At 71.7% G+C, this 20,338-nt stretch carries 18 protein-coding genes; 2 read left to right on the forward strand and 16 right to left on the reverse strand.

The window, feature by feature from the left end; all coding sequences use genetic code 11:
• Positions 1-83 precede the first annotated feature (83 nt).
• The 11 genes from J0I43_RS15375 to J0I43_RS15425 form a co-directional block, all read right to left on the reverse strand.
• On the reverse strand, positions 84-1,037 hold the full coding sequence (locus J0I43_RS15375; RefSeq protein ID WP_292865844.1) for an SDR family oxidoreductase: 954 nt from the start codon (positions 1,035-1,037) through the stop codon (positions 84-86).
• Positions 1,034-1,987, reverse strand: a complete 954-nt coding sequence (locus tag J0I43_RS15380) for a bile acid:sodium symporter family protein (protein WP_292865847.1) — start codon at positions 1,985-1,987, stop codon at positions 1,034-1,036. Before J0I43_RS15380 ends, J0I43_RS15375 begins: the two co-directional genes overlap by 4 nt.
• The gene (locus J0I43_RS15385; protein ID WP_292865850.1) at positions 1,984-3,345 is read right to left on the reverse strand and encodes an NAD(P)-binding domain-containing protein; all 1,362 of its coding nucleotides are present in this window, start codon (positions 3,343-3,345) and stop codon (positions 1,984-1,986) included. The genes J0I43_RS15380 and J0I43_RS15385 overlap by 4 nt, the downstream gene beginning before the upstream one ends.
• 97 nt (positions 3,346-3,442) lie before the next feature.
• Positions 3,443-4,165, reverse strand: coding sequence for a TSUP family transporter (locus J0I43_RS15390; protein WP_292865853.1), 723 nt, complete (start codon positions 4,163-4,165; stop codon positions 3,443-3,445).
• Between the two features lie 10 nt (positions 4,166-4,175).
• Complete coding sequence (locus J0I43_RS15395) at positions 4,176-4,949, reverse strand: alpha/beta hydrolase (RefSeq protein ID WP_292865856.1); 774 nt, start codon at positions 4,947-4,949, stop codon at positions 4,176-4,178.
• A 112-nt stretch (positions 4,950-5,061) separates the two neighbouring features.
• Positions 5,062-6,213: a mannitol-1-phosphate 5-dehydrogenase gene (locus tag J0I43_RS15400; RefSeq protein WP_292865859.1), complete on the reverse strand. Its 1,152-nt coding sequence runs from the start codon at positions 6,211-6,213 to the stop codon at positions 5,062-5,064.
• A gap of 12 nt (positions 6,214-6,225) precedes the next feature.
• Positions 6,226-6,657, reverse strand: coding sequence for a PTS sugar transporter subunit IIA (locus tag J0I43_RS15405; RefSeq protein WP_292865862.1), 432 nt, complete (start codon positions 6,655-6,657; stop codon positions 6,226-6,228).
• 83 nt (positions 6,658-6,740) lie between these two features.
• Positions 6,741-8,414 (reverse strand): PTS mannitol transporter subunit IICB, encoded by a 1,674-nt coding sequence (locus J0I43_RS15410; protein ID WP_292865865.1) that lies wholly within the window; start codon positions 8,412-8,414, stop codon positions 6,741-6,743.
• Between the two features lie 29 nt (positions 8,415-8,443).
• A complete protein-coding gene (gene ptsP, locus J0I43_RS15415; RefSeq protein ID WP_292865868.1) occupies positions 8,444-10,120 on the reverse strand; it encodes a phosphoenolpyruvate--protein phosphotransferase in 1,677 nt (558 codons plus the stop codon).
• A gap of 68 nt (positions 10,121-10,188) precedes the next feature.
• On the reverse strand, positions 10,189-10,464 hold the full coding sequence (locus tag J0I43_RS15420) for an HPr family phosphocarrier protein (protein ID WP_292865871.1): 276 nt from the start codon (positions 10,462-10,464) through the stop codon (positions 10,189-10,191).
• The gene (locus J0I43_RS15425) at positions 10,461-10,847 is read right to left on the reverse strand and encodes a PTS sugar transporter (protein ID WP_292865874.1); all 387 of its coding nucleotides are present in this window, start codon (positions 10,845-10,847) and stop codon (positions 10,461-10,463) included. Before J0I43_RS15425 ends, J0I43_RS15420 begins: the two co-directional genes overlap by 4 nt.
• A gap of 134 nt (positions 10,848-10,981) precedes the next feature.
• Here J0I43_RS15425 and J0I43_RS15430 point away from each other — a divergent pair, with 134 nt between their 5' ends.
• Entirely contained in the window at positions 10,982-12,901 is a 1,920-nt protein-coding gene (locus J0I43_RS15430) for a PTS sugar transporter subunit IIA (protein ID WP_292865964.1), read from the forward strand.
• A 232-nt stretch (positions 12,902-13,133) separates the two neighbouring features.
• Here the strand turns inward: J0I43_RS15430 and J0I43_RS15435 are convergent, their stop codons facing one another.
• The 3 genes from J0I43_RS15435 to J0I43_RS15445 all read right to left on the reverse strand — a co-directional run bounded on the left by J0I43_RS15435 (position 13,134) and on the right by J0I43_RS15445 (position 16,407).
• Complete coding sequence (locus J0I43_RS15435; protein WP_292865877.1) at positions 13,134-13,706, reverse strand: GNAT family protein; 573 nt, start codon at positions 13,704-13,706, stop codon at positions 13,134-13,136.
• Positions 13,707-13,855: 149 nt separating this feature from the next.
• Entirely contained in the window at positions 13,856-15,580 is a 1,725-nt protein-coding gene (locus J0I43_RS15440) for a phospho-sugar mutase (protein ID WP_292865880.1), read from the reverse strand.
• Positions 15,577-16,407, reverse strand: a complete 831-nt coding sequence (locus tag J0I43_RS15445; protein WP_292865883.1) for a purine-nucleoside phosphorylase — start codon at positions 16,405-16,407, stop codon at positions 15,577-15,579. Before J0I43_RS15445 ends, J0I43_RS15440 begins: the two co-directional genes overlap by 4 nt.
• A gap of 60 nt (positions 16,408-16,467) precedes the next feature.
• Here J0I43_RS15445 and J0I43_RS15450 point away from each other — a divergent pair, with 60 nt between their 5' ends.
• Entirely contained in the window at positions 16,468-17,919 is a 1,452-nt protein-coding gene (locus J0I43_RS15450; RefSeq protein ID WP_292865886.1) for an NAD(P)H-quinone dehydrogenase, read from the forward strand.
• A 96-nt stretch (positions 17,920-18,015) separates the two neighbouring features.
• Here the strand turns inward: J0I43_RS15450 and J0I43_RS15455 are convergent, their stop codons facing one another.
• Positions 18,016-18,474, reverse strand: coding sequence for a hypothetical protein (locus J0I43_RS15455; RefSeq protein ID WP_292865889.1), 459 nt, complete (start codon positions 18,472-18,474; stop codon positions 18,016-18,018).
• Between the two features lie 19 nt (positions 18,475-18,493).
• Entirely contained in the window at positions 18,494-20,332 is a 1,839-nt protein-coding gene (locus J0I43_RS15460; protein ID WP_292865894.1) for a biotin carboxylase N-terminal domain-containing protein, read from the reverse strand.
• Positions 20,333-20,338 lie beyond the last annotated feature (6 nt).

Below are 20,338 nucleotides of genomic sequence, written 5' to 3' on the forward strand. Positions count from 1 at the left end.
TCGGGGGTGCAACGACACGATCGGCGGGTTATCGGCCGTAGGAGGGTCCGATGGGTGGAGTTTCGCGCAGCGGCGGGCGCCGATCAGCGGCGGGCGACGCCGGGATGGGCGGCCAGGTAGGCGTCGAACGCCTCGGCGGAGGTGAGGCGGGGGGTGTAGCCGAAATCGCGCTTCAGCGCGTCGTTCGCGAGGACGGGCCGGTAGCGCAGAAACCCGACCTGCTCGGGTCCGTGCACGGTCAGGCGCAGGGCGCGGCCGATGCGCAGCCCCGCCGCGAGGACCGATGCCGGAACCACCAGCAGGGGCTTGCGCAGCCGCGCCGCGATCTCACGCACCGTGAGTCGACCGTCGCCGGCGACGTTGTAGATGCCCGGCGGGCCGTCGGTGGCGGCGCGGGCCATCGCCCCGGCGACGTCGTCTACCCAGACGAACACGAAGGGCGAGTCCGATCCGCGCACGGCGAGGATCCGGCGGCCGTCCCACAGCGCCGTGATCTGGTTCCGCACCGTCTCGCCGAGGATCGTGCCGATCCGGAAGACGACCTGCTCGAGCTCGGGATGGGCGCTGCGATAGCCCGCCAGCATCTCTTCGACGAGGCGCTTGTGTCGCGAGTAGGCGAACTCGTCATTGCCGCGCACGGGGTCGCTCTCGCGCAGCCAGTCCGGGTTGTCCGGGTGGTAGCCGTAGGCCGCGCCCGACGACGAGACGACGATGCGGCGGACCCCCGCGTCCACGCAGGCCTGCAGGACATGTCGCGTGCCGTCGACGTCGACGCGGTACTCGAGGTCATGGTCGCGGCCCGGGTTGACGATCGCCGCGAGATGGACGACCACGTCGATCCCGTGGCGCTGCAGCAGCGGCGCGAGCGCGCCCGCGCGCGTCACGTCGCACGTCTCGTAGACGACGCCCGGCACGAGGTCGGCGGGCATCCGCACGTCTCCCGCGACCACCAGCTCGACATCGGCACGGGCGGCGAGGGCGGATGCCACGTGCCCGCCCAGGAACCCGGCTCCGCCGGTGATGAGCACCCGTGTCACGCCGCCGCCCCCGCACGCGCGCGCCGCGTCGCGTCCCCCGATGCGGATCCCGTCCGCACCTTCGTGTGCCGCGCCCAGAGGCCGGCGACGACGAGCCCGGCGATGATGTCCCAGATGCCCCACCAGCCGGCGACGATCGCCATGCCGCCGAGCCCACCGAAGAACGTGAAGATGAGGCCGAGGCCCAGTCCGGCGTTGCGGATGCCGACTTCGAACGTCATCGCCTTGCGTTCGCGTGTGCCGAGCCCGCCGACGGTCGCCGTCGTCCATCCGATCGCGAGGGCGACGGCGTCGTGGATCGTGACGGCGAGGAGGATGAGGCCGAGGAAAGCGACGAAGTACTGCCAGTTCCCCGCGAGCGCCGCGACGATGAAGGCGAGGAGTGCGAGGAGTGAGAACCACTTCACGAACGGCTGCACGCGCCCCGCGAGCCTCGGCGCCCGGTGTCGCACCCACAGCCCGACCGCGAACGGCACACCGATGACCAGGAGGATCTCGAGGAGCATCTGCCAGCCGTTGAGCGACACGACGTGCAGGAGCTGCTTCGTGTCGGGCCGCAGTGATCCCCAGAAGGCGACCGAGAGCGGCAGCACGAAGATGTAGATGAGGTTCGACACCGCGGTCATCGACACGGACAGCGCGACGTTTCCGCCCGCCCGATGCGTCAGGACTTGCGAGATGTTGCCCGGCGGGCAGCAGGCGACGAGGATCATCCCTAGCGCCATCGACGGCGTCACCGGCAGCACCAGGGTGAGCCCGAAGGTCACGGCCGGCAGGACGACGAGCTGCGCGATGATCGCGATGATCATGGGTTTGGGCTTGCGCGCGACGATCCGGAAGTCGTCGACCGTCACGTCGAGGGCGACCCCGAGCATGATGAGCGCGAGCACGACGTTCAGAGCGACGAGCGTGCCGGGGGTGAAGTTCAGGAGGACGTCGTCCGGGTTCATCGCCGTGCCTTCCGGGAGGGGGAGGGGATGCTGCCGCGCCGCGCCGAGGCGCCGGGTGCCGACCCGCGCAGAGCCGTGACCGCGCGGCGCACGGCCGCCCGGTAGGCATCCTTATTCACGTAGTAGGACATGCGCGCGAGCCCGAGGTAGCGGTACCCGCCGGTGAGATCGGGCCAGGCGTCCTCGCGCACGGCGCGACGGAACTCCGTCTGCGCCGCGGGCGTCGCGGTGAGGTAGGCGGCGATGAGGTCGGCCTGCTCGTAGCGGCCCTGCCAGCCGATGCCCGACGCCTCGATCATGCCCATGACGTAGAGGCCGTCGAACGCGGGCGGGAAGACGTTGAGGTAGAGCCGCGGCGACGCCCCCGTCCAGTTCAGCGCCGCACGGTCCACGAACGGGTAGTCGAGGGTGTAGCCGGTGGCCAGCAGGACCGTGTCGTACTCGCCGCTCGATCCGTCCCGGAAGTGCACCGTGGTGCCGTCGAAGCGGTCGACGTCTCCGCGGATGCCGAGGTCGCCCTGGCCGAGGTGGTTCAGCACGAGGGTGTTGACGATCGGGTGCGATTCGTAGATGCGGTAGTCGGGCTTCGGGAATCCGAACCGCACCGGGTCGCCCGTGAACGCCCGGAGCACGCGCGTGTCGACGAACTGCTTGATGCGCGCCGGCAGCGGACGGCCCTGATTGAGCGTGTCGGAGGGTTTGCCGAAGAGGTATCGCGGCACGAAGTAGTACCCGCGCCGGACGCTCATGTCGACGGATGCCGCGTGGTGCACCGCGTCGACGGCGATGTCGCAGCCGGAGTTGCCCGCGCCGACGATGAGGACGCGCTTGCCGTCCAGCTGCCGTGCGTTCTTGTACTGCGACGTGTGGAAGATCTCGCCCGTGAACTCGCCTCGGAAGGCGGGCACCTGCGGCTCGGCGAGCGTGCCGTTCGCGAGGATCACGGTGTCGAAGTGCTCGGTGCTCTCGCCGGCCGGTCCGCTGGAGGCCACGTCCCATCCGCCGCCCGCGGCGGCCGTGACGGCGGTGACCTTCGTCTCGAAGCGGAAGTGCGCCGTGAGGCCGAAGCGGTCGGCGTAGCCGCGGAAGTAGTCGATCAGCTCGCGGTGGCTCGGGTAATCGGCATCCGTCTGCATCGGGTACTCGGCGAACTGGGTCGTCGTCCGCGAGGAGATGAGGTGCGCGGACTCGTACATCGTCGAGCGCGGGTTGTCGATGTCCCAGAGCCCGCCGACGCCGGTGGATGCCTCGAAACCCGTGAAGGCGATGCCGGCGCGTTGCAGAGCGCGGGCGGCGGCGAGACCGGACGGGCCCGCGCCGATGATCGCGCATCGCGCCGTGATCTGCGTGTCAGTCATGTGCAGTTTCCCCAGCCTTGCCCGCGACGGTGCGGGATCGTGTCGACGTCGACCGCTCCAGGTTAGTGGTTCATAACTGAAATGCGGAATCAGCGCGTCAGGACGACAGCGCCGCGGCGCCGCGCACGATGACGAGGACCGCCCCGCCCCAGGCGATGACCAGCATCGCGCGGCGCGCGATCCCCGGCGGGACGGCGCGCGCGAGGAGGGATCCGGCGACGATCCCCACGGCGGTCGCCGCCGCGAGGAGCGCCAACTCGGTCGGCGGCTCGGCCGGGAGGCCGCGCAGCGCGACCGTGATCACGCCGAACGCCGCGAAGATGACCTGCACGCTCGCCGAGAAGGACCGTTGCGGCCAGCCGTCGCCGACGGCGTGTGCGGCCAGCGGGGGGCCGGCCAGCCCGCTCGCGACGTTCATGAAGCCGGCCGCCGCGCCGGCCGCGACCGCGCCCGAGCGCCCCGTGAGGGCACGCGCGAACTGCGGGATCCGCCCCGCGACGAGGGCGAACACCGCCAGGGCGCCGATGACGAGGAGGAGCGCGGGCTCGGGCAGCAGCCGCACGAGCAGGAGGCCGGCGGGCGCCGCGACGAGACCGGGCCAGACGAGCCAGGCCGTGCGACGCCAGTCGACCTCCCGCCACACGAGCGGCACCGCGATCGCGGCGGCGACGAGGGCGAGCAGCACGCCGACCGTCACGCCCTCGATGCCGCCGTAGATGAGGACGAACGGGCCGATGAGCACGAGCATGAAGCCGAGGCCGGTGATGCGCTGGATGACGGCGGCGACGAACGCCGTGAGCGCGGCGACGATGAGGAGCACGGTCGGGCGCTCAGCCCAACAGTCGGGCGAGATCGGCGACGCGCGTCGTCACGACGGCGCGGACCTCGGCATCCGTCGCGGTGGCGACACCGTCGCCGGGCTGCGCGCCGTAGTCGCCGAACGAGGCGTGCGACGCCCCCGGGATCGCGACGAGGACGGCATCCGCGGGCAGCAGCGGGCGCGCCGCGTCGATCTTCTCGGGGGTGGACAGGCCGTCCTCCGTGCCGCTGATGCTGAGCACGGGCAGCCCCGAGCTCGACAGGTCGTTCGCGCAGTACGAGCCGAGGAGCAGGAGCGCGTCGGCATCCGTCGCGAGCTGGCACGCGCGCACGCCGCCGAGGGAGTGCCCGCCGACGATCCAGCTCGTGACCTCCGGGGCGAGATCGGTGAAGCTCGAGAGCGGCCGCAAGTCGAAGAAGGCGAGGTTCAGCCACGGCTTCGTGATGACCACGGTCAGGCCGTCGTCGGTGACGAGCCCCGACAGGATCGACGCGTACGCCCACGGGTCGACTTTCGCGCCCGGGATGAAGACGAGCCCGACGTCGCCCGCGGGGTCATCCGCGTCGGATGCCGGGGAGGCGGGCGTCATCACGATCGCCCCCGCGTCGTCGGTGATCGCGACACGGTCGTCGGCGCGGACGGCCGCGAGCGGCTCGGGCTCGGCGGCCATGACGCCGACCTGGCTGTAGACGAGGATGCCGATGACGGCGGCCACGAGGAGACCCCCGACGATCCCGAGGGTCCAGCGCAGGATTCGGCGGCCCCGGGATCGCTTCTTCGTCACCGCGGCAGTCTACGGCGCTCCCACGACACCGCGGTGACGCAGCTCAGCCGGGATCCGGGGCGTCGGGCGAAGAGCCGGGATCCGGGCCCGGGCTCCGGGCGAAGAGCCGGGCTCAGTCGAGCTCCGCCTGCCGGGCGCGCACGACCTCCTCGACCTGTGCGAAGAGGGGGTGGTCCTCGTCGAGCCCCGTGACCGACGCGGTGAAGGCCGCGGCATCCTCGTCGCGCAGCCGCTGCTGCAACTCGACGGACTGGGGGTCGTCGGGCTCGTCGAAGGCGAGCGCGGCACCCATCGCTGCGACGAGCGCGCGGGTCGGGAGTCCTCGCTCGGCCGCCGCGGCGGCGGGACCGACGAAGCGCTCGTGGCGGGAGAGCTTGCGCAGGGGCTGTCGCCCGACGCGCTGCGCGGTGTCGGGGAGCTCCGGGTTCGCGAACCGGCGCAGGATCGTCGCGCGGTACTCGGCCAGCTCGGCGGCATCCAGCCCGTGCACCGCGTGCAGCAGCGCCGAGGTCTCCTCGAGCGTCGCCGTGACCTTCGCGGCGATCGCGGGGTCGGCGAGGGCGTCGGAGATCCTCTCGATGCCGGCCTGCGCGCCGTAGTACGCGGTCGTCGCGTGACCGGTGTTGACGGTGAAGAGCTTGCGCTCGATGTACGGCGCGAGGTCGTCGACGAAGTGCGCGCCAGGGATGTGCGGCGGGTCATCGCCGAAGGGGCCGCGCTCGATCGCCCACTCGAAGAACGGCTCGACCGTGACGTCGATGCCGGACCCCTCCGGCTGGGCCGGCACGATCCGGTCGACGGCGGTGTTCGCGAAGACCGCGCGGGCGGCGAGCCCGTCCCACGCGTCCCCGGCGAGGGCGCGGATCTCCTCGTGCAGCAGATCGGTCGCGCCGATCGCGTTCTCGCACGCCATCACCTGCAGCGGCGCCCGAGAAGGGTCTCGCAGGGCGAGGCCCGCGAGCACGTGCGGTGCGACGAAGCGCAGCACGGTCGGTCCGACCGCCGTCGTGACGACGTCGGCGGTGGCGATCTCGTCGGCGACGGCGGCGGGGTCGGCCTGGCTGTCGACGGCGCGGAAGCCCGTCACGACCTTGTCCGAGCCCCCCTCGCCGACTTCGTGCACCGTGTACTCGTCGGCGGCGTTGAGGGCGTCGACGAGGGCCGTCGCGACGTCGGAGAAGACGAGCTCATAGCCGCCTTCGGCCAGGAGCAGTCCGACGAACCCGCGGCCGATGTTGCCGGCGCCGAAATGGACGGCCTTCATGATCCGGTCCCCTCAGTCGTTCACGGAAGAGAGCAGGGCGTACAGGTCTTCGGGCGTCGCCGCCGCCTTGAGGCGCTCGACCTCCTCATCTTCGGAGAAGATGAGGGCGATCTGGGAGAGGATGTCGAGGTGCTCGTCGCCCTTGCCGGCGATGCCGACGACGAAGGTCACCTTCTCGCCGTCCCAGTCCACGCCTCCGTCGTAACGCACGAACGACAGCGCCGAGGCGAGGATCGCGTCCTTCGTCTCGTTCGTGCCGTGCGGGATCGCGAGCTCGTTGCCCATGTAGGTGGAGACCGTCTGCTCGCGCTGGCGCATCGCGTCGAGGTACGCGCCGGTGACGGCCCCGGCATCCTGCAGGATGCCGGCGGCCTCGGCCATCGCGTCGTCCTTGGCGACCGAGCCGGGGTGGATGCGGATCTGTCCGACGTTCAAGACGCTCATGTTCTCTCCTCGGGGGATGTCGGGATGTCGGGGTGTCGGGGGTGGCGCGGGCCGGGGAGTCACCTCTCCGGCCCGCGCGTCGGTCACTTCTCTTCGTGCTGCCCGCGCACGAGGTCGACGACCTCGTCGTACTTCGGCGAGTTCATGAAGTTGTCGACCGAGACGTGCAGCGCGTCCGGCGTGCGCCCCCGGGCGCGGTCGGTGAGCTGCTGCTGGGTGATCACGAGGTCCTCGCTGCCGTCGAGGTTCGCGATGGCCTTGTTGGTCACCGAGACGTCGTCGAAGCCGGCCTTCTTGATCTTGTTGCGCAGGACGCTCGCGCCCATCGCCGACGACCCCATGCCCGCGTCGCAGGCGAACACGATGGTCGAGATGTGCTTCACCTCTCCGCCCGCGGCGCCGCCGGCGATCGCGTCGGCCGCGAAGTCGGAGTGCACCGGTGCCTGACCGCCGCCGACGGCCGCGTTCGACGCCGCGCCTGCGCGCAGATTCGACAGCGCGTCGGACTTCTTGCCCTTGTTGGCCTCGGTCTGCGCGATCGCGGCCTCGAAGGATGCGGATGCCTCGGCCTCGGCGGCCAGGTCGCGCTTGCGCGAAGCGCGCAGGATCACGCCCGTGATGAGGAAGGTCACCGCCGCCGCGAGGACGACCGACAGGTACACCACGAGCAGGTTGCCCACGCCGCCGGCCTCGGGGGTCAGCGCCGCGGCCGTGACCGCGATGATGCTGCCCGGGGCGGCGGGGAAGGACAGGCCGCCGTTGAAGATCATGTTCGTCGTGACGCCCGTGGCACCGCCCGCGATGAGCGCGAGGATGGTCAGCGGCTTGCTGAGGGCGTAGGGGAAGTAGATCTCGTGGATGCCACCGAGGAACTGGATGATCGCCGCGCCGGGGGCCGAGGCCTTGGCCGCGCCGACACCGAAGAAGGTGAAGGCGAGGAGGAGGCCGAGACCTGGGCCGGGGTTCGCCTCGATGAGGAAGAGGATCGACTTGCCCGTCTCGGTGGCCTGCTGGATGCCGAGCGGGGTGAACACGCCGTGGTTGATGGCGTTGTTGAGGAACAGCACCTTGGCCGGCTCGACGATGATCGACAGCAGCGGCAGCAGGTGCGCGCCGACGAGCCACTCGACGATGCCGCCGAGGAACGTCGAGACACCGAGCATGACCGGACCGAAGGCGAAGAAGCCGAAGATCGCGAGGAGCATGCCGAGGATGCCGGCGGAGAAGTTGTTCACCAGCATCTCGAAGCCGGGCTTGATCTTGCCGTCCCACAGCTTGTCCATCTGCTTGGTGATCCACGCGGCCAGCGGCCCCATGATCATCGCGCCGAGGAACATCGGGATGTTGGTGCCGACGATGACACCCATCGTCGCGATCGAGGCGACGACACCGCCGCGCTCGCCGTAGACCATCCGGCCGCCGGTGTTGGCGATCAGGAGGGGCAGCAGGTAGGTCACCATCGGCCCGACGAGGCCGACGAACGTCGTGAAGGTGACGCCGTCCTCGCTCTGGCTCAGGGTGGTCATCGCCCCCTGCCAGCCGATCGTGGCTGCATCTCCGAACCCGCCGAGCAGGTTGGAGACCGGGAACCAGCCGCCCAGCCAGCCGGCCGAGATGAAGAGCATCGTGATGAAGCCCCACGCGATGAAGGCCGCGATGTTGGGCATGATCATGCCGGAGAGGAAGGTTCCGAACCTCTGTACTCCGACGCGGGCGCGACCTACGCCCGTGTTCGTGGTGGCTGACGCCGTTGTCATTGTTCCTGTCTCCTTCGGGTGGTCCGCGGCTATGCGGCGTTGGTGGGTTCGCTGGACTGGGCCGCAGCCTGAGCTGTGGATCGTGCGGATGCCGCGTCGTCGGCGGCGAGAGCGGCCGCGGCGATGCGCTCGGCATCCTCGCGGGTGTAGTGCAGCAGCGACGCGCGGACGTCGGCGAGCGCCGTCGGCGCCATCGACAGCGTCGTCGCCCCGATCCCCACGAGGACGACGGCCAGGAGCGGATCGGCGGCGGCCTCGCCGCAGATCCCGACCGGCTTGCCGTTGCGCTTCCCGCCCTCGGCGGTCGCCTGGATGAGACGGAGGACAGCGGGATGCCACGGATCCTGGTAGGAGGCGACCGAACCGAGCAGACGGTCGGCGGCCATCGTGTACTGCGTGAGGTCGTTCGTGCCGATCGAGGCGAAGTCGGCCTCGGCGAGCACGCGGTCGGCCATGAGGGCGGCGGACGGTACCTCGACCATGACGCCGGCCGTCTTGATGCCGTAGTCCTTCGCGAGGGCGACGAAGTACTCCGTCTCCTCGACGGTCGACACCATGGGCGCCATGACCCAGAGGTCCGCCTCGGTCGCCGCGTCGGCGTTCGCGAGGGCCGTGAGCTGCTCGCGCAGGATGTCCTCACTCGCGCGGAGCGCGCGGAGACCCCGCAGGCCCAGCGCCGGGTTGTCCTCGTGCGCGTCGTTGAGGAACGCGAGCGGCTTGTCGGCACCGGCATCCAGAGCGCGGACGACGACCTTCTTGCCCGGGAACGCCTGCAGCAGCTCGGTGTAGGCCGTCGTCTGCTCCTCCACGGTCGGGGCCTGCGTCGCGGAGAGGAAGAGGAACTCGGTGCGGAAGAGGCCCACGCCCTCCGCCCCCAGTTCCACGGCCTCGGCGGCACCGCCGGGCTTGCCGAGGTTCGCCAGGAGCGGCACGGCGGTGCCGTCCTTCAGCGCACCGGGAGTGAGCGGTGCGGAGGCGGCCGCCGCGCGCGCGTCGGCCCGGTTCTGCGCCTGCGCGAGCTCGTCGGGGGTCGGGTTCGTCGTGACGACGCCCTTCGCGGCATCCACGATCACCGTCTCGCCGTCGGTGAGGTCCTTCGCGGCGGCCGCGCCCACGATCGCGACGATCGACTTCTCGCGCGCGAGGATCGCGGTGTGCGAGGTCGGGCCGCCGTCGGTCGTGATGAGCGCGAGCACCTTGTCGAGGTCGAGGAGCGCGGTGTCGGCCGGAGCGAGGTCCTTCGCGACGAGGACGAACGGATGCCCCGGGTCCGGCACGCCCGGCGCCGGCAGCCCGCGCAGGCGCGCGATGACGCGCTGGGCGACGTCATCGAGGTCGGCGGCGCGCTCGCCGAGGTAGCCGCCCATCTTCGCGAGGGTGTCGCGGAAGCTCGCGAACGCGTCGGAGACGGCGAACTCGGCGGTCTTGCCGACCGATGTGCGGGACTCGACCTCGGCATCCAGCGTGGGATCCTCGGCCATCATCGCCTGCGCCTCCAGCACCTCGCGGGCGAGGCCGCCGGCCTTCGACCCGCGCTCCTCGAGCTCGCGCGCGACCACCTGCACGGCGTCGCGCACGCGGGCGAGCTCCTCCGCGGGGGTGAGGGTGCTGGGCGTGTCCGCGGGGGCCGGGAGGTGCTCCGCCATGCGGGCCACCGGGCCCTGGGCGACACCGAGTCCGATGCCCACTCCGCGCAGTTCGGTCATGTCCGTAATCTCCTTCGATCGCTGTCGTGCGTGTCGTATGTCGGGGTTCGTCTGCGGCCGGGGCCCGGTCAGGCCTCGTCGTGGTCGGTCGTCAGCAGCTCGGCGAGGTGATCGAGGACCTCCACCGCGTGGTCGCCGTCGGCCGTGAGGGTCACGTAGTCGCCCTTCTCGGCGCCGAGCGAGATGACGCCGAGGATGCTCGCGGCGTTCACGGGCGCACCCGAGCCCTTCGAGATCGTCACCGGGATGCCGGAGTCCTTCGCCGCCTGTGCGAAGAGCTTCGCGGGGCGTGCGTGCAGTCCGTTCGACGATCCGACGCGGATCGTGCGGCTGGCCTCGGTCATGCGGGTGTCCTCTCCGTGGGGGTGTCTGTTGCGCGCGGCGCGGGGTCCGTCGGCGCGTTCGTGCTCGATGCGCGGCCCCGCGCGCCGAGCGCCTCGTCGACGATCGCCAGCGTGCGGGAGCCGTCGACGTCCGCGAACACGTCCGCCGGCAGCAGCACGACGATCACGCCGCGCGGCGCTGCGGCCGCGCGGATGCGGTCCAGCGCGGTGTTCAGATGGGGTCCGACGAGCACGATGTCCGCCGCATCGAGGTCGATCGGCAGGGACTGCTCCGTGCCGGCGACCGCGCTCACCGTCCGCCCCGCCGCCTGAGCGGCGTGCCGGACGCGCTGCGCCACGAACGTGCTCGACGCTCCCGCGCCGCACACCACGAGGATCCTCATCGATCCGCCTCCATGTCGCCATTCTTGTGAAAGCGCTGAGAAGAGACAACCAGTCCGCCTTCCGCGGGGGCGGAAGGGCGATGAGGTCGCCGTGGTTGACTGGTCGCGTGAGCAGAGCGCGCCAGGACCGGGTGATGGGGGTCCTCGTGCGCGGCGGCGGTTGGGTCACGGCCGCTGAGCTCGCCGACATCGTGGGTGTGACGCCGCGCAGCATCCGGACCTATGTCGCAGCGCTCGCCGCGCGCGTCCCGGGAGGAGTCGTCGTCGAGTCGGGACCGCTCGGCTACCGCGCGGGAACGGATGCCGCGGCGGCGCTGCGCACCCAGACCGACGCCGACTCGCCGCGCGAGCGCGTGCATCGGCTCGTGCGCGCGCTCGTCGCCGACCCGGACGGCATCGATGTGTTCGACGAAGCGGAGCGCTTCCACGTGAGCCCGGCGACGCTCGAGGGCGACCTCGGGCGCGTGCGCGCGCTCCTCGGCGGTGGTGCCAGTGGTGGTGACGGCGGGGGACTCGTGCTCGAGCGCAGCGGGGCGCGGGCGCGGCTCCGCGGCACCGAGATGGCCCAGCGACGTCTTCTCTCCCACCTCGTGCACGAGGAGACCGATGAGGTCGGTTTCGACCTCGTGGCGGTGCGCCGCACGCTCGGCGAGGATTCGATCGGCGCCGCCGCCTTCGGGCCGTTCAAAGCCGACCTCGTCGCCGGGCTCGGCGAGCTCGGCTACTTCGTCAATGAGTTCGGCATCGGCGACGTCATGCTGCACATCGCGATCACCGCCGATCGCGTCGCGCACGGCCGAGCCCTCGACGTCACCTCCGAGACGCCGCCGCCACCCGCCTACGAGCGGGTCGGACAGCTCGTCGACCGTCTCTGCGACGAGCACCTCGGCGTGCGCCTCGGGGCGGGCGACCGACGCCACCTCGCCGCCCTCGTCATGAGCCGCGTCGTCGCACCCGGTGCGGATGCCGCGGCATCCGATGTCCGCTCCCGCCTGCCGGCGGACGTGGAAGCGGCCGTCCGTGACGTCGTCCGGCGCGCCTCGACCGCCTTCCTCGTCGATCTCGACCACGACGAGTTCGTGCTGCGTCTCGCGCTCCACGTGCAGAACCTGCGTCTGCGCGCGCGAGAGCAGGCGTGGTCGCGGAACCCCCTGACGCGATCGCTCAAGTCGACCTACCCGATGATCTTCGAGATCGCGGTGTTCATCGCCGACGGGCTCAGCGACCTGCTCGGCATCCCGCTGATGGACGATGAGATCGCGTACATCGCGATGCACGTCGGCGGGCGGCTCGAACGCAGCCGGCACGCCGGCGCGGTGCTCACCGCCACGATCGTCTGCCCCGGGTACTACGAGCTGCACGAGCTGCTGCGCTCGAGCGTCGACCGCTCACTCGGCCAGGCCGTCGACGTCGTCGGCGTCGAGACGCGCGCCGACCCGGACTGGAGCGCGATCGACACCGATCTCGTGCTGACGACGATCGACCCGCCGATCGTGTCGGACCGGTTCGTGCGGATCCAGCCGTTCCTCACCGAGAGCGACATCGAGCGCGTGCAGGCCGCGGCCGGCCGCGTGCGCCGTGGGCGCCGGCTCGCGCGGCTGCAGGGCGAGCTCGGGCGCTATTTCTCGCCGGATGCCTTCATCGGGCGCATCGACCCCGCCGCGACGCCGGACGAGGTGATCCGCGCGCTCGGAGCGCGCCTGGTCGCGCAGGGGGTCATCGACGACGACTACGTGGAGCGGACGCTCGAGCGCGAGCGCCTGTCCTCGACGGCGTTCACCGATGCGCTCGCCGTGCCGCACGCGCTCGGGATGACCGCGACGCGCACGGCGATCGCCGTCGGCGTCGCCGACCCGGCGATCGCGTGGGGCGACGGGCGGGTGCACGTCGTGGCGATGGTGGCGTTCTCGGCGAGCGATCGCGAGGCGTTCCAGACCGTGTTCGAGCAGCTCGTCGAGGTCTTCAGCGAGCGCGACAGCGTGCAGCGGATCGTCCGCCGCGGCACGACCTTCGGCGCATTCCTCGACGAGCTCGTCGCCGTCATCGACGGCTGAGCGCCGCCCCACCCCCGTCGTCCCACTTCGGGCAGGCGTTGTCCCACTTCGGGCGAGGGCTGTCCCACATTCGGTCGTTCCCGGGCCTCGAAACCGACCATAAGTGGGACAAGGGTGGGGATAGTGGGACGGGGTTGCGAGCGGCGGGATGCCGGAGCGCTCAGCGGGGCGGGATGCCGGAGCGCTCAGCGGGGCGGGATGCCGCGCGCTCAACCCCGAGGTCAGCCCGAGCTCAGCCCCGCGCGAGACGCGCGTCCAGGCCCCGGCGTACGGCGGGCCACTCGTGCGGCAGGATCGAGTAGACCACCGTGTCGCGGAGGGTCCCGTCGGGGCCGAGGCGGTGGTTGCGCAGCACCCCGTCCTGCTTCGCGCCCAGGCGCTCGATTGCGGCACGCGACTGCCGGTTGTGCCAATGCGTGCGGAACTCGACGGCGATCGCGTCGCACGTCTCGAAGGCGTGACCGAGGAGCAGCCGCTTCGCCGCGGTGTTGACCGCGGTGCGCTGCACCGTCGGGGAGAGCCACGTGTAGCCGATCTCGACATGCCGATCCGCCTGGGCGATGTTGCAGAAGGTCGTCATGCCGACGGGGCGGTCGCCCGCGACGACGGCGAAGGGGTTCATCCGCCCCGCGTCGCGCTCGCCGAGCCGGCGGCCGATCTCCTCGACGGCCGACGCGGGCACGGAGGTGTACCACGCGTACTCGAGCCCGCGGCTCGCGACGTCGAGGTCTTCCGCGTGCGCGGTATCCAGCGGTTCGAGGCGGACATGGGGGTTTTCGAGGACGACGGGGTCGGTCAGCAGCACGGTCAGAGCCTACGCGCGTTCACAATTCAGTCTGCGCGGCGCCCCGGCCGCGGTCGACCGACGAGATTCCGCGGCCGCGCGTCGCTGCGCACGGCGAGGAGACTGAATTGTGAACGCGGCGCGGGGGTGACCGGACCGGACCGGCTGGGTCAGCCCTGCGCCGCGGCGATGAGGGCGCGTGCACCCTCATCGAGGGCCGCGAGCCGCGCGGCGGCGTCGGATGCCGAGTCGCCGCGCACGTCGAGGTACGCCTTGAGCTTCGGTTCCGTTCCGCTCGGGCGCACGATGACGCGCGATCCGTCGGCGAGCCACAGGCGCAGGACGTCGCCGGGCGGGTAGTCGGCCACGCCGGCGAGCAGGTCGTCGATGCGCTCGACGGCGACCCCGCCGATCGCTGCGGGCGGGTCCGCGCGCAGCGCCGCCATGATGCGGCCGATGATCGAGGTGTCCTCGACCCGCAGCGACACCTGCCCGGACTGGAAGAACCCGAACGTCTCGGCGAACTGCGCGAGCACATCGGCGAGCGTGCGTCCTTCCTCTCGGGCCTCGGCGATCATGCCGAGAATCGCGACGGCGGCGGAGATGCCGTCCTTGTCGCGCACGGTCTCGGGGTTGACCAGGTAGCCGAGTGCCTCCTCGAACCCGAAGACGATCCCGGGCGCGCGCGAGATCCACTTGAAGCCGGTCAGCGTCGCGTGGAAGTCGAGACCGTAGTGTGCCGCGACGGCCTCCAGGCCGGGGGAGGAGACGAGCGAGCAGGCGAGGGATGCCGGGGCATCCGCCGCGCCCGCTGCGCCGCCCGCCGCGCCACTCGACAGGGCGGCGCGCTGCGCCGCCCGCCACCCGAGGAGCAGCCCCGTCTCGTTGCCCGTGAGGCGGCGCCACCCGCCGTCGGCGTGTGCGTCGGGGATCGCAACCGCGAGGCGGTCGGCGTCGGGGTCGTTCGCGAGGATGAACTCCGCGCCGGCGTCTCGGGCCGTGGCGAAGGACAGGTCCATCGCCCCGGGTTCCTCGGGGTTCGGGAAGGCGACCGTCGGGAAGCGCCCGTCGGGCTCGATCTGCTCCGCGACGACGACGGGCAGCGGATAGCCCGCGAGCTCGAGGATCGCGCGGAGCGTCTCGTACCCCACGCCGTGCATCGCCGTGTAGACCCAGTTCATGCTCGCGGCTCCCGCCGGCGCCGGGGCCACTGTGGCGGTCGCGGCGACGTAGGCGGAGACGACCGCCTCGTCTGCGACCTCGTATTCTCCGCGGGGAATATCGGGAACCGCGGTCGCCGCGGCGACGCGCTCGATGTGCGCGGCGATCTCGGCATCGGCGGGCGCGACGATCTGCGACCCCTGGTCCGCGCCCCCGAGGTACACCTTGTATCCGTTGTCGTCGGGCGGGTTGTGCGACGCGGTCACCATGACGCCCGCCGCGGCATCCAGATGCCGCACGGCGAAGGCCAGCACGGGCGTCGGGAGGAGGCGCGGCAGCAGCACCGCCCGCAGCCCCGCACCGGCGAAGATGGCCGCCGAGTCCGCCGCGAAGACGTCCGAGTTCCGCCGCCCGTCGTAGCCGATGACGACCGTCGGCGTGGCATCCGGCCCCGCCTTCTCGCGCAGGTAGGCGGCGAAGCCCGCCGCCGCCTGCGACACGAGCACGCGGTTCATGCGATTGCTGCCGGCGCCGAGGCGCCCGCGCAGACCCGCCGTGCCGAACTCGAGGCGCGCGCCGAAGCGGTCGTCGAGGTCGGCGGATGCCGCGGCATCCCCGCCCTCGGCCGCCGCGATGATCGCGGCGAGCTCGCCCCTCGTCACCTCATCGGGGTCCTGTGCGAGCCACGCGCGCGCGGCCTGCAGCGAGGAGGGCGCGGACACCGGGCTGGTCACAGCGCGCCGACCACGCGCGCGAGGAGGTCCGAGATGACGGGCTCCGCCAGCTGGCCCGCCTCGATGACTTCGGCGTGGCTGAGAGGGGTCGTCTGGATGCCGGCGGCGAGGTTCGTGATGAGCGAGAACCCGAGGATCTCCATGCCCGCCTGACGCGCCGCGATCGCCTCGAGCGCGGTCGACATGCCGACGATGTGACCGCCGATCGTCTTCGCCATGCGCACTTCGGCGGGGGTCTCGTACTGCGGCCCGCGGAACTGGCAGTACACGCCCTCGTCGAGCGACGGGTCGATCCGGCGGGCGACGTCGCGCAGCCGCGTCGAGTAGAGGTCGGTGAGGTCGATGAAGGTCGCGCCCTCGAGCGGCGAGTCGCCCGTGAGGTTGATGTGGTCGCTGATGAGGACGGGCGTCCCGGGCGTCCAGGTGTGCTTGATGCCCCCGGCGCCGTTCGTCAGCACCATCGTCTTCGCTCCCGTCGCGGCGGCGGTGCGGACGCTGTGCACGACGCGGCGGACGCCGTGGCCCTCGTAGTAGTGCGTGCGTGCGCCGATCACGAGCACCCGCTTGCCGCCCGGCGTGAGGATCGAGCGCAACGACCCGACGTGGCCGGCCAGGGCGGGCTTCGAGAAGCCGGTGACCTCGGTGGCGGGGATCGTGGTCGTCGTCTCACCGATGAGGTCGGCGGCCTTGCCCCAGCCGCTGCCGAGGGTGAGCGCGATGTCGTGACGCTCCACGCCGGTGAGGCGAGCGATGTCGGATGCCGCCTGCGCGGCGACCTCGAAGGGGTCTGCCGCGGGGTCGTCGAGAGGATTCGTGTACGAGGACATCCCCCTACTTTAGGAACCCGGGCGTCGGTGGGCCAGGCGACGGCCTGGAAGAATGGAGGAATGTCCGCGAGCTTCGTCCATTCCCAGTCGGTCGCCGTGCTCGGCGGCGGCCCCGGCGGCTACGAAGCCGCGCTCGCCGCGGCGCAGCTGGGGGCTGAGGTGACGCTCGTCGAGCGCGCCGGAGTCGGGGGCGCCGCGGTCATCACCGACGTCGTCCCCTCCAAGAGCCTCATCGCGACGGCGGATGCCGCGGTCGCGATCTCCGAGGCATCCGACCTCGGCGTCGAGTTCTTCGCGAAGGGCGAGTCCGGCCGCCCCCTGAAGCCGGAGGTGGCGATCAACCTCGCCGCCGTCAACAAGCGTCTGCTCTCCCTCGCGCGGCAGCAGTCCGACGACATGCGGGCGCAGCTCGTGGATGCCGGGGTGCGCATCATCTCGGGCCACGGCCGCCTCGAGGACCACCACTCGATCGTCGTCGCGACGGGCCCCGGTGGGACGGACTTCGACCGCGTCGAGGCGCACACGCTCGTCGTCGCGGTTGGCGCGGCGCCCCGCGAGCTGCCGAGCGCGCAGCCCGACGGCGAGCGGATCCTCACATGGACCCAGCTGTACGACATGAAGGCCCTTCCCGAGCACCTCATCGTCGTGGGGTCGGGTGTCACCGGCGCCGAGTTCGCGTCGGCGTACATGAACCTCGGCGCCGCGGTGACGTTGATCTCGTCGCGCGAGCACGTGCTCCCCGGCGAGGACCGTGATGCGGCCGCGGTGCTGGAGAAGGTGTTCCGTCGCGGCGGGATGACGGTGCTGTCGCGCTCGCGCGCGGAGCGCGTGGAGCGGGTCGGCGACGGAGTCGTCGTGACGCTCTCCGATGGCCGCACCGTCGAAGGCAGCCACTGCCTGATGGCGGTCGGGTCGATCCCGAACACCGCGGGGATCGGTCTGGCCGAGACGGGCGTCGAGCTCACCGATTCGGGTCACATCCGCGTGAACCGCGTCGCCCGCACCTCGGTGCCCAACATCTACGCCGCCGGCGACTGCACGACGTTCGTGCCCCTGGCATCCGTCGCCTCCATGCAGGGGCGCACCGCCATCTTCCACGCGCTCGGCGACACCGTGATTCCGCTCGAGCGTCGCCGCATCACGGCGAATATCTTCACGGCGCCCGAGATCGCGACGGTCGGGCGCCAGGAGAGGGACCTCGAGACCGGCGCCATCAACGGCTACGTGCACAAGCTCCCGCTCGCGGCGAACGCCCGCGCGAAGATGATGGGCATAGGGGACGGCTTCGTCAAGATCATCGCGCGCGAGGGGTCGGGCACGGTCATCGGCGGCGTCATCGTCGCGCCGCGCGCGTCGGAGCTCATCTACCCGATCGCGATCGCCGTCGAGCGCCGCCTCACGGTCGACCAGGTCTCGCGCGTGTTCGCGGTGTTCCCCTCGCTCACGGCATCCATCACGGATGCGACGCGCGCGATGCATCAGGTGAACCGCGACGACGACTTCTTCGGCTGAGCAGCGCGGCTCTGCGCTCGCGCGGCCGAAAACTGCTCGCGCGGCCGAAAGTTCGATGGCGCGTGCAGCATTCGACCGCGTCAGGTTCCGCAGGGGCTACTTCTGCAGGGCCGCGACCCAGTAGCCCTCGCCGTCGGGCGAGGTGGCGGATGCCGCGAACCGCGTGAGATCGCCGACGGCGATCGGGATCGCGATCGGGGTCAGCGCGCCGCCCTGGTGACAGACGATCTCCTGCGTGACGGTCGTGGCCTCACCCGTGCCGGTGTAGGTCAGGGTGAACGTCGCGCGGTCGGTCCCATCGCAGCGGAGCTCCACGGCGCGATACGGCTGCGCGGGCGAGACGTCGACCGGGGTCGCGTCGTCGGGCGCGGAGAACGCGGCGCCCGTCGCGATGCCGCCCCCGGCCTCCATCGCCTGTTCGAACCACGCGCGCCACGCGGCCCGGTCCTCAGCGGTCGGGCCCGCCAGTGCGGCGCAGCCGCCGAGCGCGATCAGCAGGGCCGCCAAAGCGGTGGTGGCCAAAGCGGTGGTGGCGGTCAGGGGGCGGCGGGACACCGTCACAGGGTACGCCCGCTCAGGAGATCGTGAGCAGCTGGTGCCCGGCCGACACCGTCGTGCCGGGGGTCGCGTCGATCGCGCCGATCACGCCGTCCTTGTGGGCCTGCAGGGGCTGCTCCATCTTCATGGCCTCGAGGACGACGACGAGGTCGCCCTTGACGACCTGCTGGCCCTCCTCCACCGCGACCTTGACGATCGTCGCCTGCATCGGCGCCTTGACGGCGTCTCCCGAGGCGCCCGCGTTCACGGTGGTCGCGTGCGAGCGGCGCGAGGGCGGCGCGGCCGCGGGGCGCCCGATCTTCACGGGCGCGACCGCGATGCGGTCGGGGAGGCTCACCTCGAGGCGCTTTCCCGAGACCTCGACGACGACGGTGTGCCGCGGTTCGGCCTCTTCCGGCGACTCGAGCTCGCCGTCCCACGGCGGGATGTCGTTCTCGAACTCGGTCTCGATCCATCGGGTGAACACGCCGAAGTCGCCGTCCTCCGCCGTGAACGCGGGATCGCGGACGACCTTGCGGTGGAAGGGGATCACCGTCGGCATGCCGGAGACCTCGAACTCGTCGAGGGCGCGGCGGGCGCGCTGGAGCGCCTCGGCGCGGTCGCGGCCGGTGACGATGAGCTTGCCGAGGAGCGAGTCGAACGCGCCCGAGACGCTGTCGCCCGCGGTGACACCCGAATCGAGGCGGATGCCGGGGCCGCCGAACGTCTTGAACTGGTGGATGCGCCCGGGCTGCGGCAGGAAGCCCCGGCCCGGGTCCTCGCCGTTGATGCGGAACTCGATCGAGTGCCCGACGGGCTCGGGGTCGCGGTCGTCGAGGAGCCCGCCCTCGGCGAGGCGGAACTGCTCGCGCACGAGGTCGAGGCCCGTGACCTCTTCCGACACGGGGTGCTCGACCTGCAGGCGCGTGTTGACCTCGAGGAACGAGATCGTGCCGTCGGCGCCGATGAGGAACTCGCACGTGCCCGCGCCGACGTAGCCGACCTCCTTGAGGATGGCCTTGGATGCCGCGTAGAGGATGCGGTTCTGCTCGTCGGTGAGGAACGGCGCCGGGGCCTCCTCGACGAGCTTCTGATGGCGGCGCTGCAGCGAGCAGTCGCGCGTCGAGACGACGACGACCGTGCCCGCGGCATCCGCGAGGCACTGCGTCTCGACGTGCCGCGGCTTGTCGAGGTACTTCTCCACGAAGCACTCGCCGCGACCGAAGGCGGTGATCGCCTCGCGCGTCGCCGACTCGAAGAGCTCGGCGACCTCATCGAGCTCGCGCGCGACCTTGAGGCCGCGTCCGCCGCCGCCGTAGGCCGCCTTGATGGCGATCGGCAGGCCGACCTCTTCCGCGAACGCGATGACCTCGTCGGCGCCGGCGACGGGGCCGGGCGTCCCCGGGGCGAGCGGGGCGCCGACCTTCTCGGCGACCGCGCGGGCGGTGACCTTGTCGCCGAGGGCCTCGATCGCCTCGGGCGTGGGGCCGATCCAGACGAGGCCCGCGCCGATCACCGCGCGGGCGAAATCGGCGTTCTCGGCGAGGAAGCCGTAGCCCGGGTGCACGGCGTCGGCGCCGGAGCGGCGTGCGACGGAGAGGATCTTCTCGATCGAGAGGTACGTCTCGGCGCTCGTCGCGCCCTCGAGCGCATAGGCCTCGTCGGCCAGCTTCGCGTGCATCGCATCGCGATCCTGATCCGCGTAGACGGCGACCGAGCCTTTGCCCGCGTCGCGGGCGGCGCGGATCACGCGCACGGCGATCTCGCCGCGGTTCGCGACGAGCACCTTCGTGATCACTCGCTGGGTGTTCACGCGGGGGGCGGTCGGGCGCGCCCCGGATTCGACGGTCTCGGGCGCAGGCACGGAAAGCGGCATGGATGC

It is taken from the genome of Microbacterium sp., from assembly GCF_017305435.1.
Classification (GTDB): Bacteria; Actinomycetota; Actinomycetes; order Actinomycetales; family Microbacteriaceae; genus Microbacterium.

Excerpts from the sequence above, each read along its gene's own strand:
- J0I43_RS15380 (WP_292865847.1), bottom strand. The coding sequence starts at position 1,987 with ATGAACCCGGACGACGTCCTCCTGAACTTCACCCCCGGCACGCTCGTC.
- J0I43_RS15385 (WP_292865850.1), bottom strand. The coding sequence starts at position 3,345 with ATGACTGACACGCAGATCACGGCGCGATGCGCGATCATCGGCGCGGGC.
- J0I43_RS15400 (WP_292865859.1), bottom strand. The coding sequence starts at position 6,213 with ATGAAGGCCGTCCATTTCGGCGCCGGCAACATCGGCCGCGGGTTCGTC.
- J0I43_RS15405 (WP_292865862.1), bottom strand. The coding sequence starts at position 6,657 with ATGAGCGTCTTGAACGTCGGACAGATCCGCATCCACCCCGGCTCGGTC.
- J0I43_RS15410 (WP_292865865.1), bottom strand. The coding sequence starts at position 8,414 with ATGACAACGGCGTCAGCCACCACGAACACGGGCGTAGGTCGCGCCCGC.
- ptsP (WP_292865868.1), bottom strand. The coding sequence starts at position 10,120 with ATGACCGAACTGCGCGGAGTGGGCATCGGACTCGGTGTCGCCCAGGGC.
- J0I43_RS15420 (WP_292865871.1), bottom strand. The coding sequence starts at position 10,464 with ATGACCGAGGCCAGCCGCACGATCCGCGTCGGATCGTCGAACGGACTG.
- J0I43_RS15425 (WP_292865874.1), bottom strand. The coding sequence starts at position 10,847 with ATGAGGATCCTCGTGGTGTGCGGCGCGGGAGCGTCGAGCACGTTCGTG.
- J0I43_RS15430 (WP_292865964.1), top strand. The coding sequence starts at position 10,982 with ATGGGGGTCCTCGTGCGCGGCGGCGGTTGGGTCACGGCCGCTGAGCTC.
- J0I43_RS15445 (WP_292865883.1), bottom strand. The coding sequence starts at position 16,407 with ATGTCCTCGTACACGAATCCTCTCGACGACCCCGCGGCAGACCCCTTC.
- J0I43_RS15450 (WP_292865886.1), top strand. The coding sequence starts at position 16,468 with ATGTCCGCGAGCTTCGTCCATTCCCAGTCGGTCGCCGTGCTCGGCGGC.
- J0I43_RS15460 (WP_292865894.1), bottom strand. The coding sequence starts at position 20,332 with ATGCCGCTTTCCGTGCCTGCGCCCGAGACCGTCGAATCCGGGGCGCGC.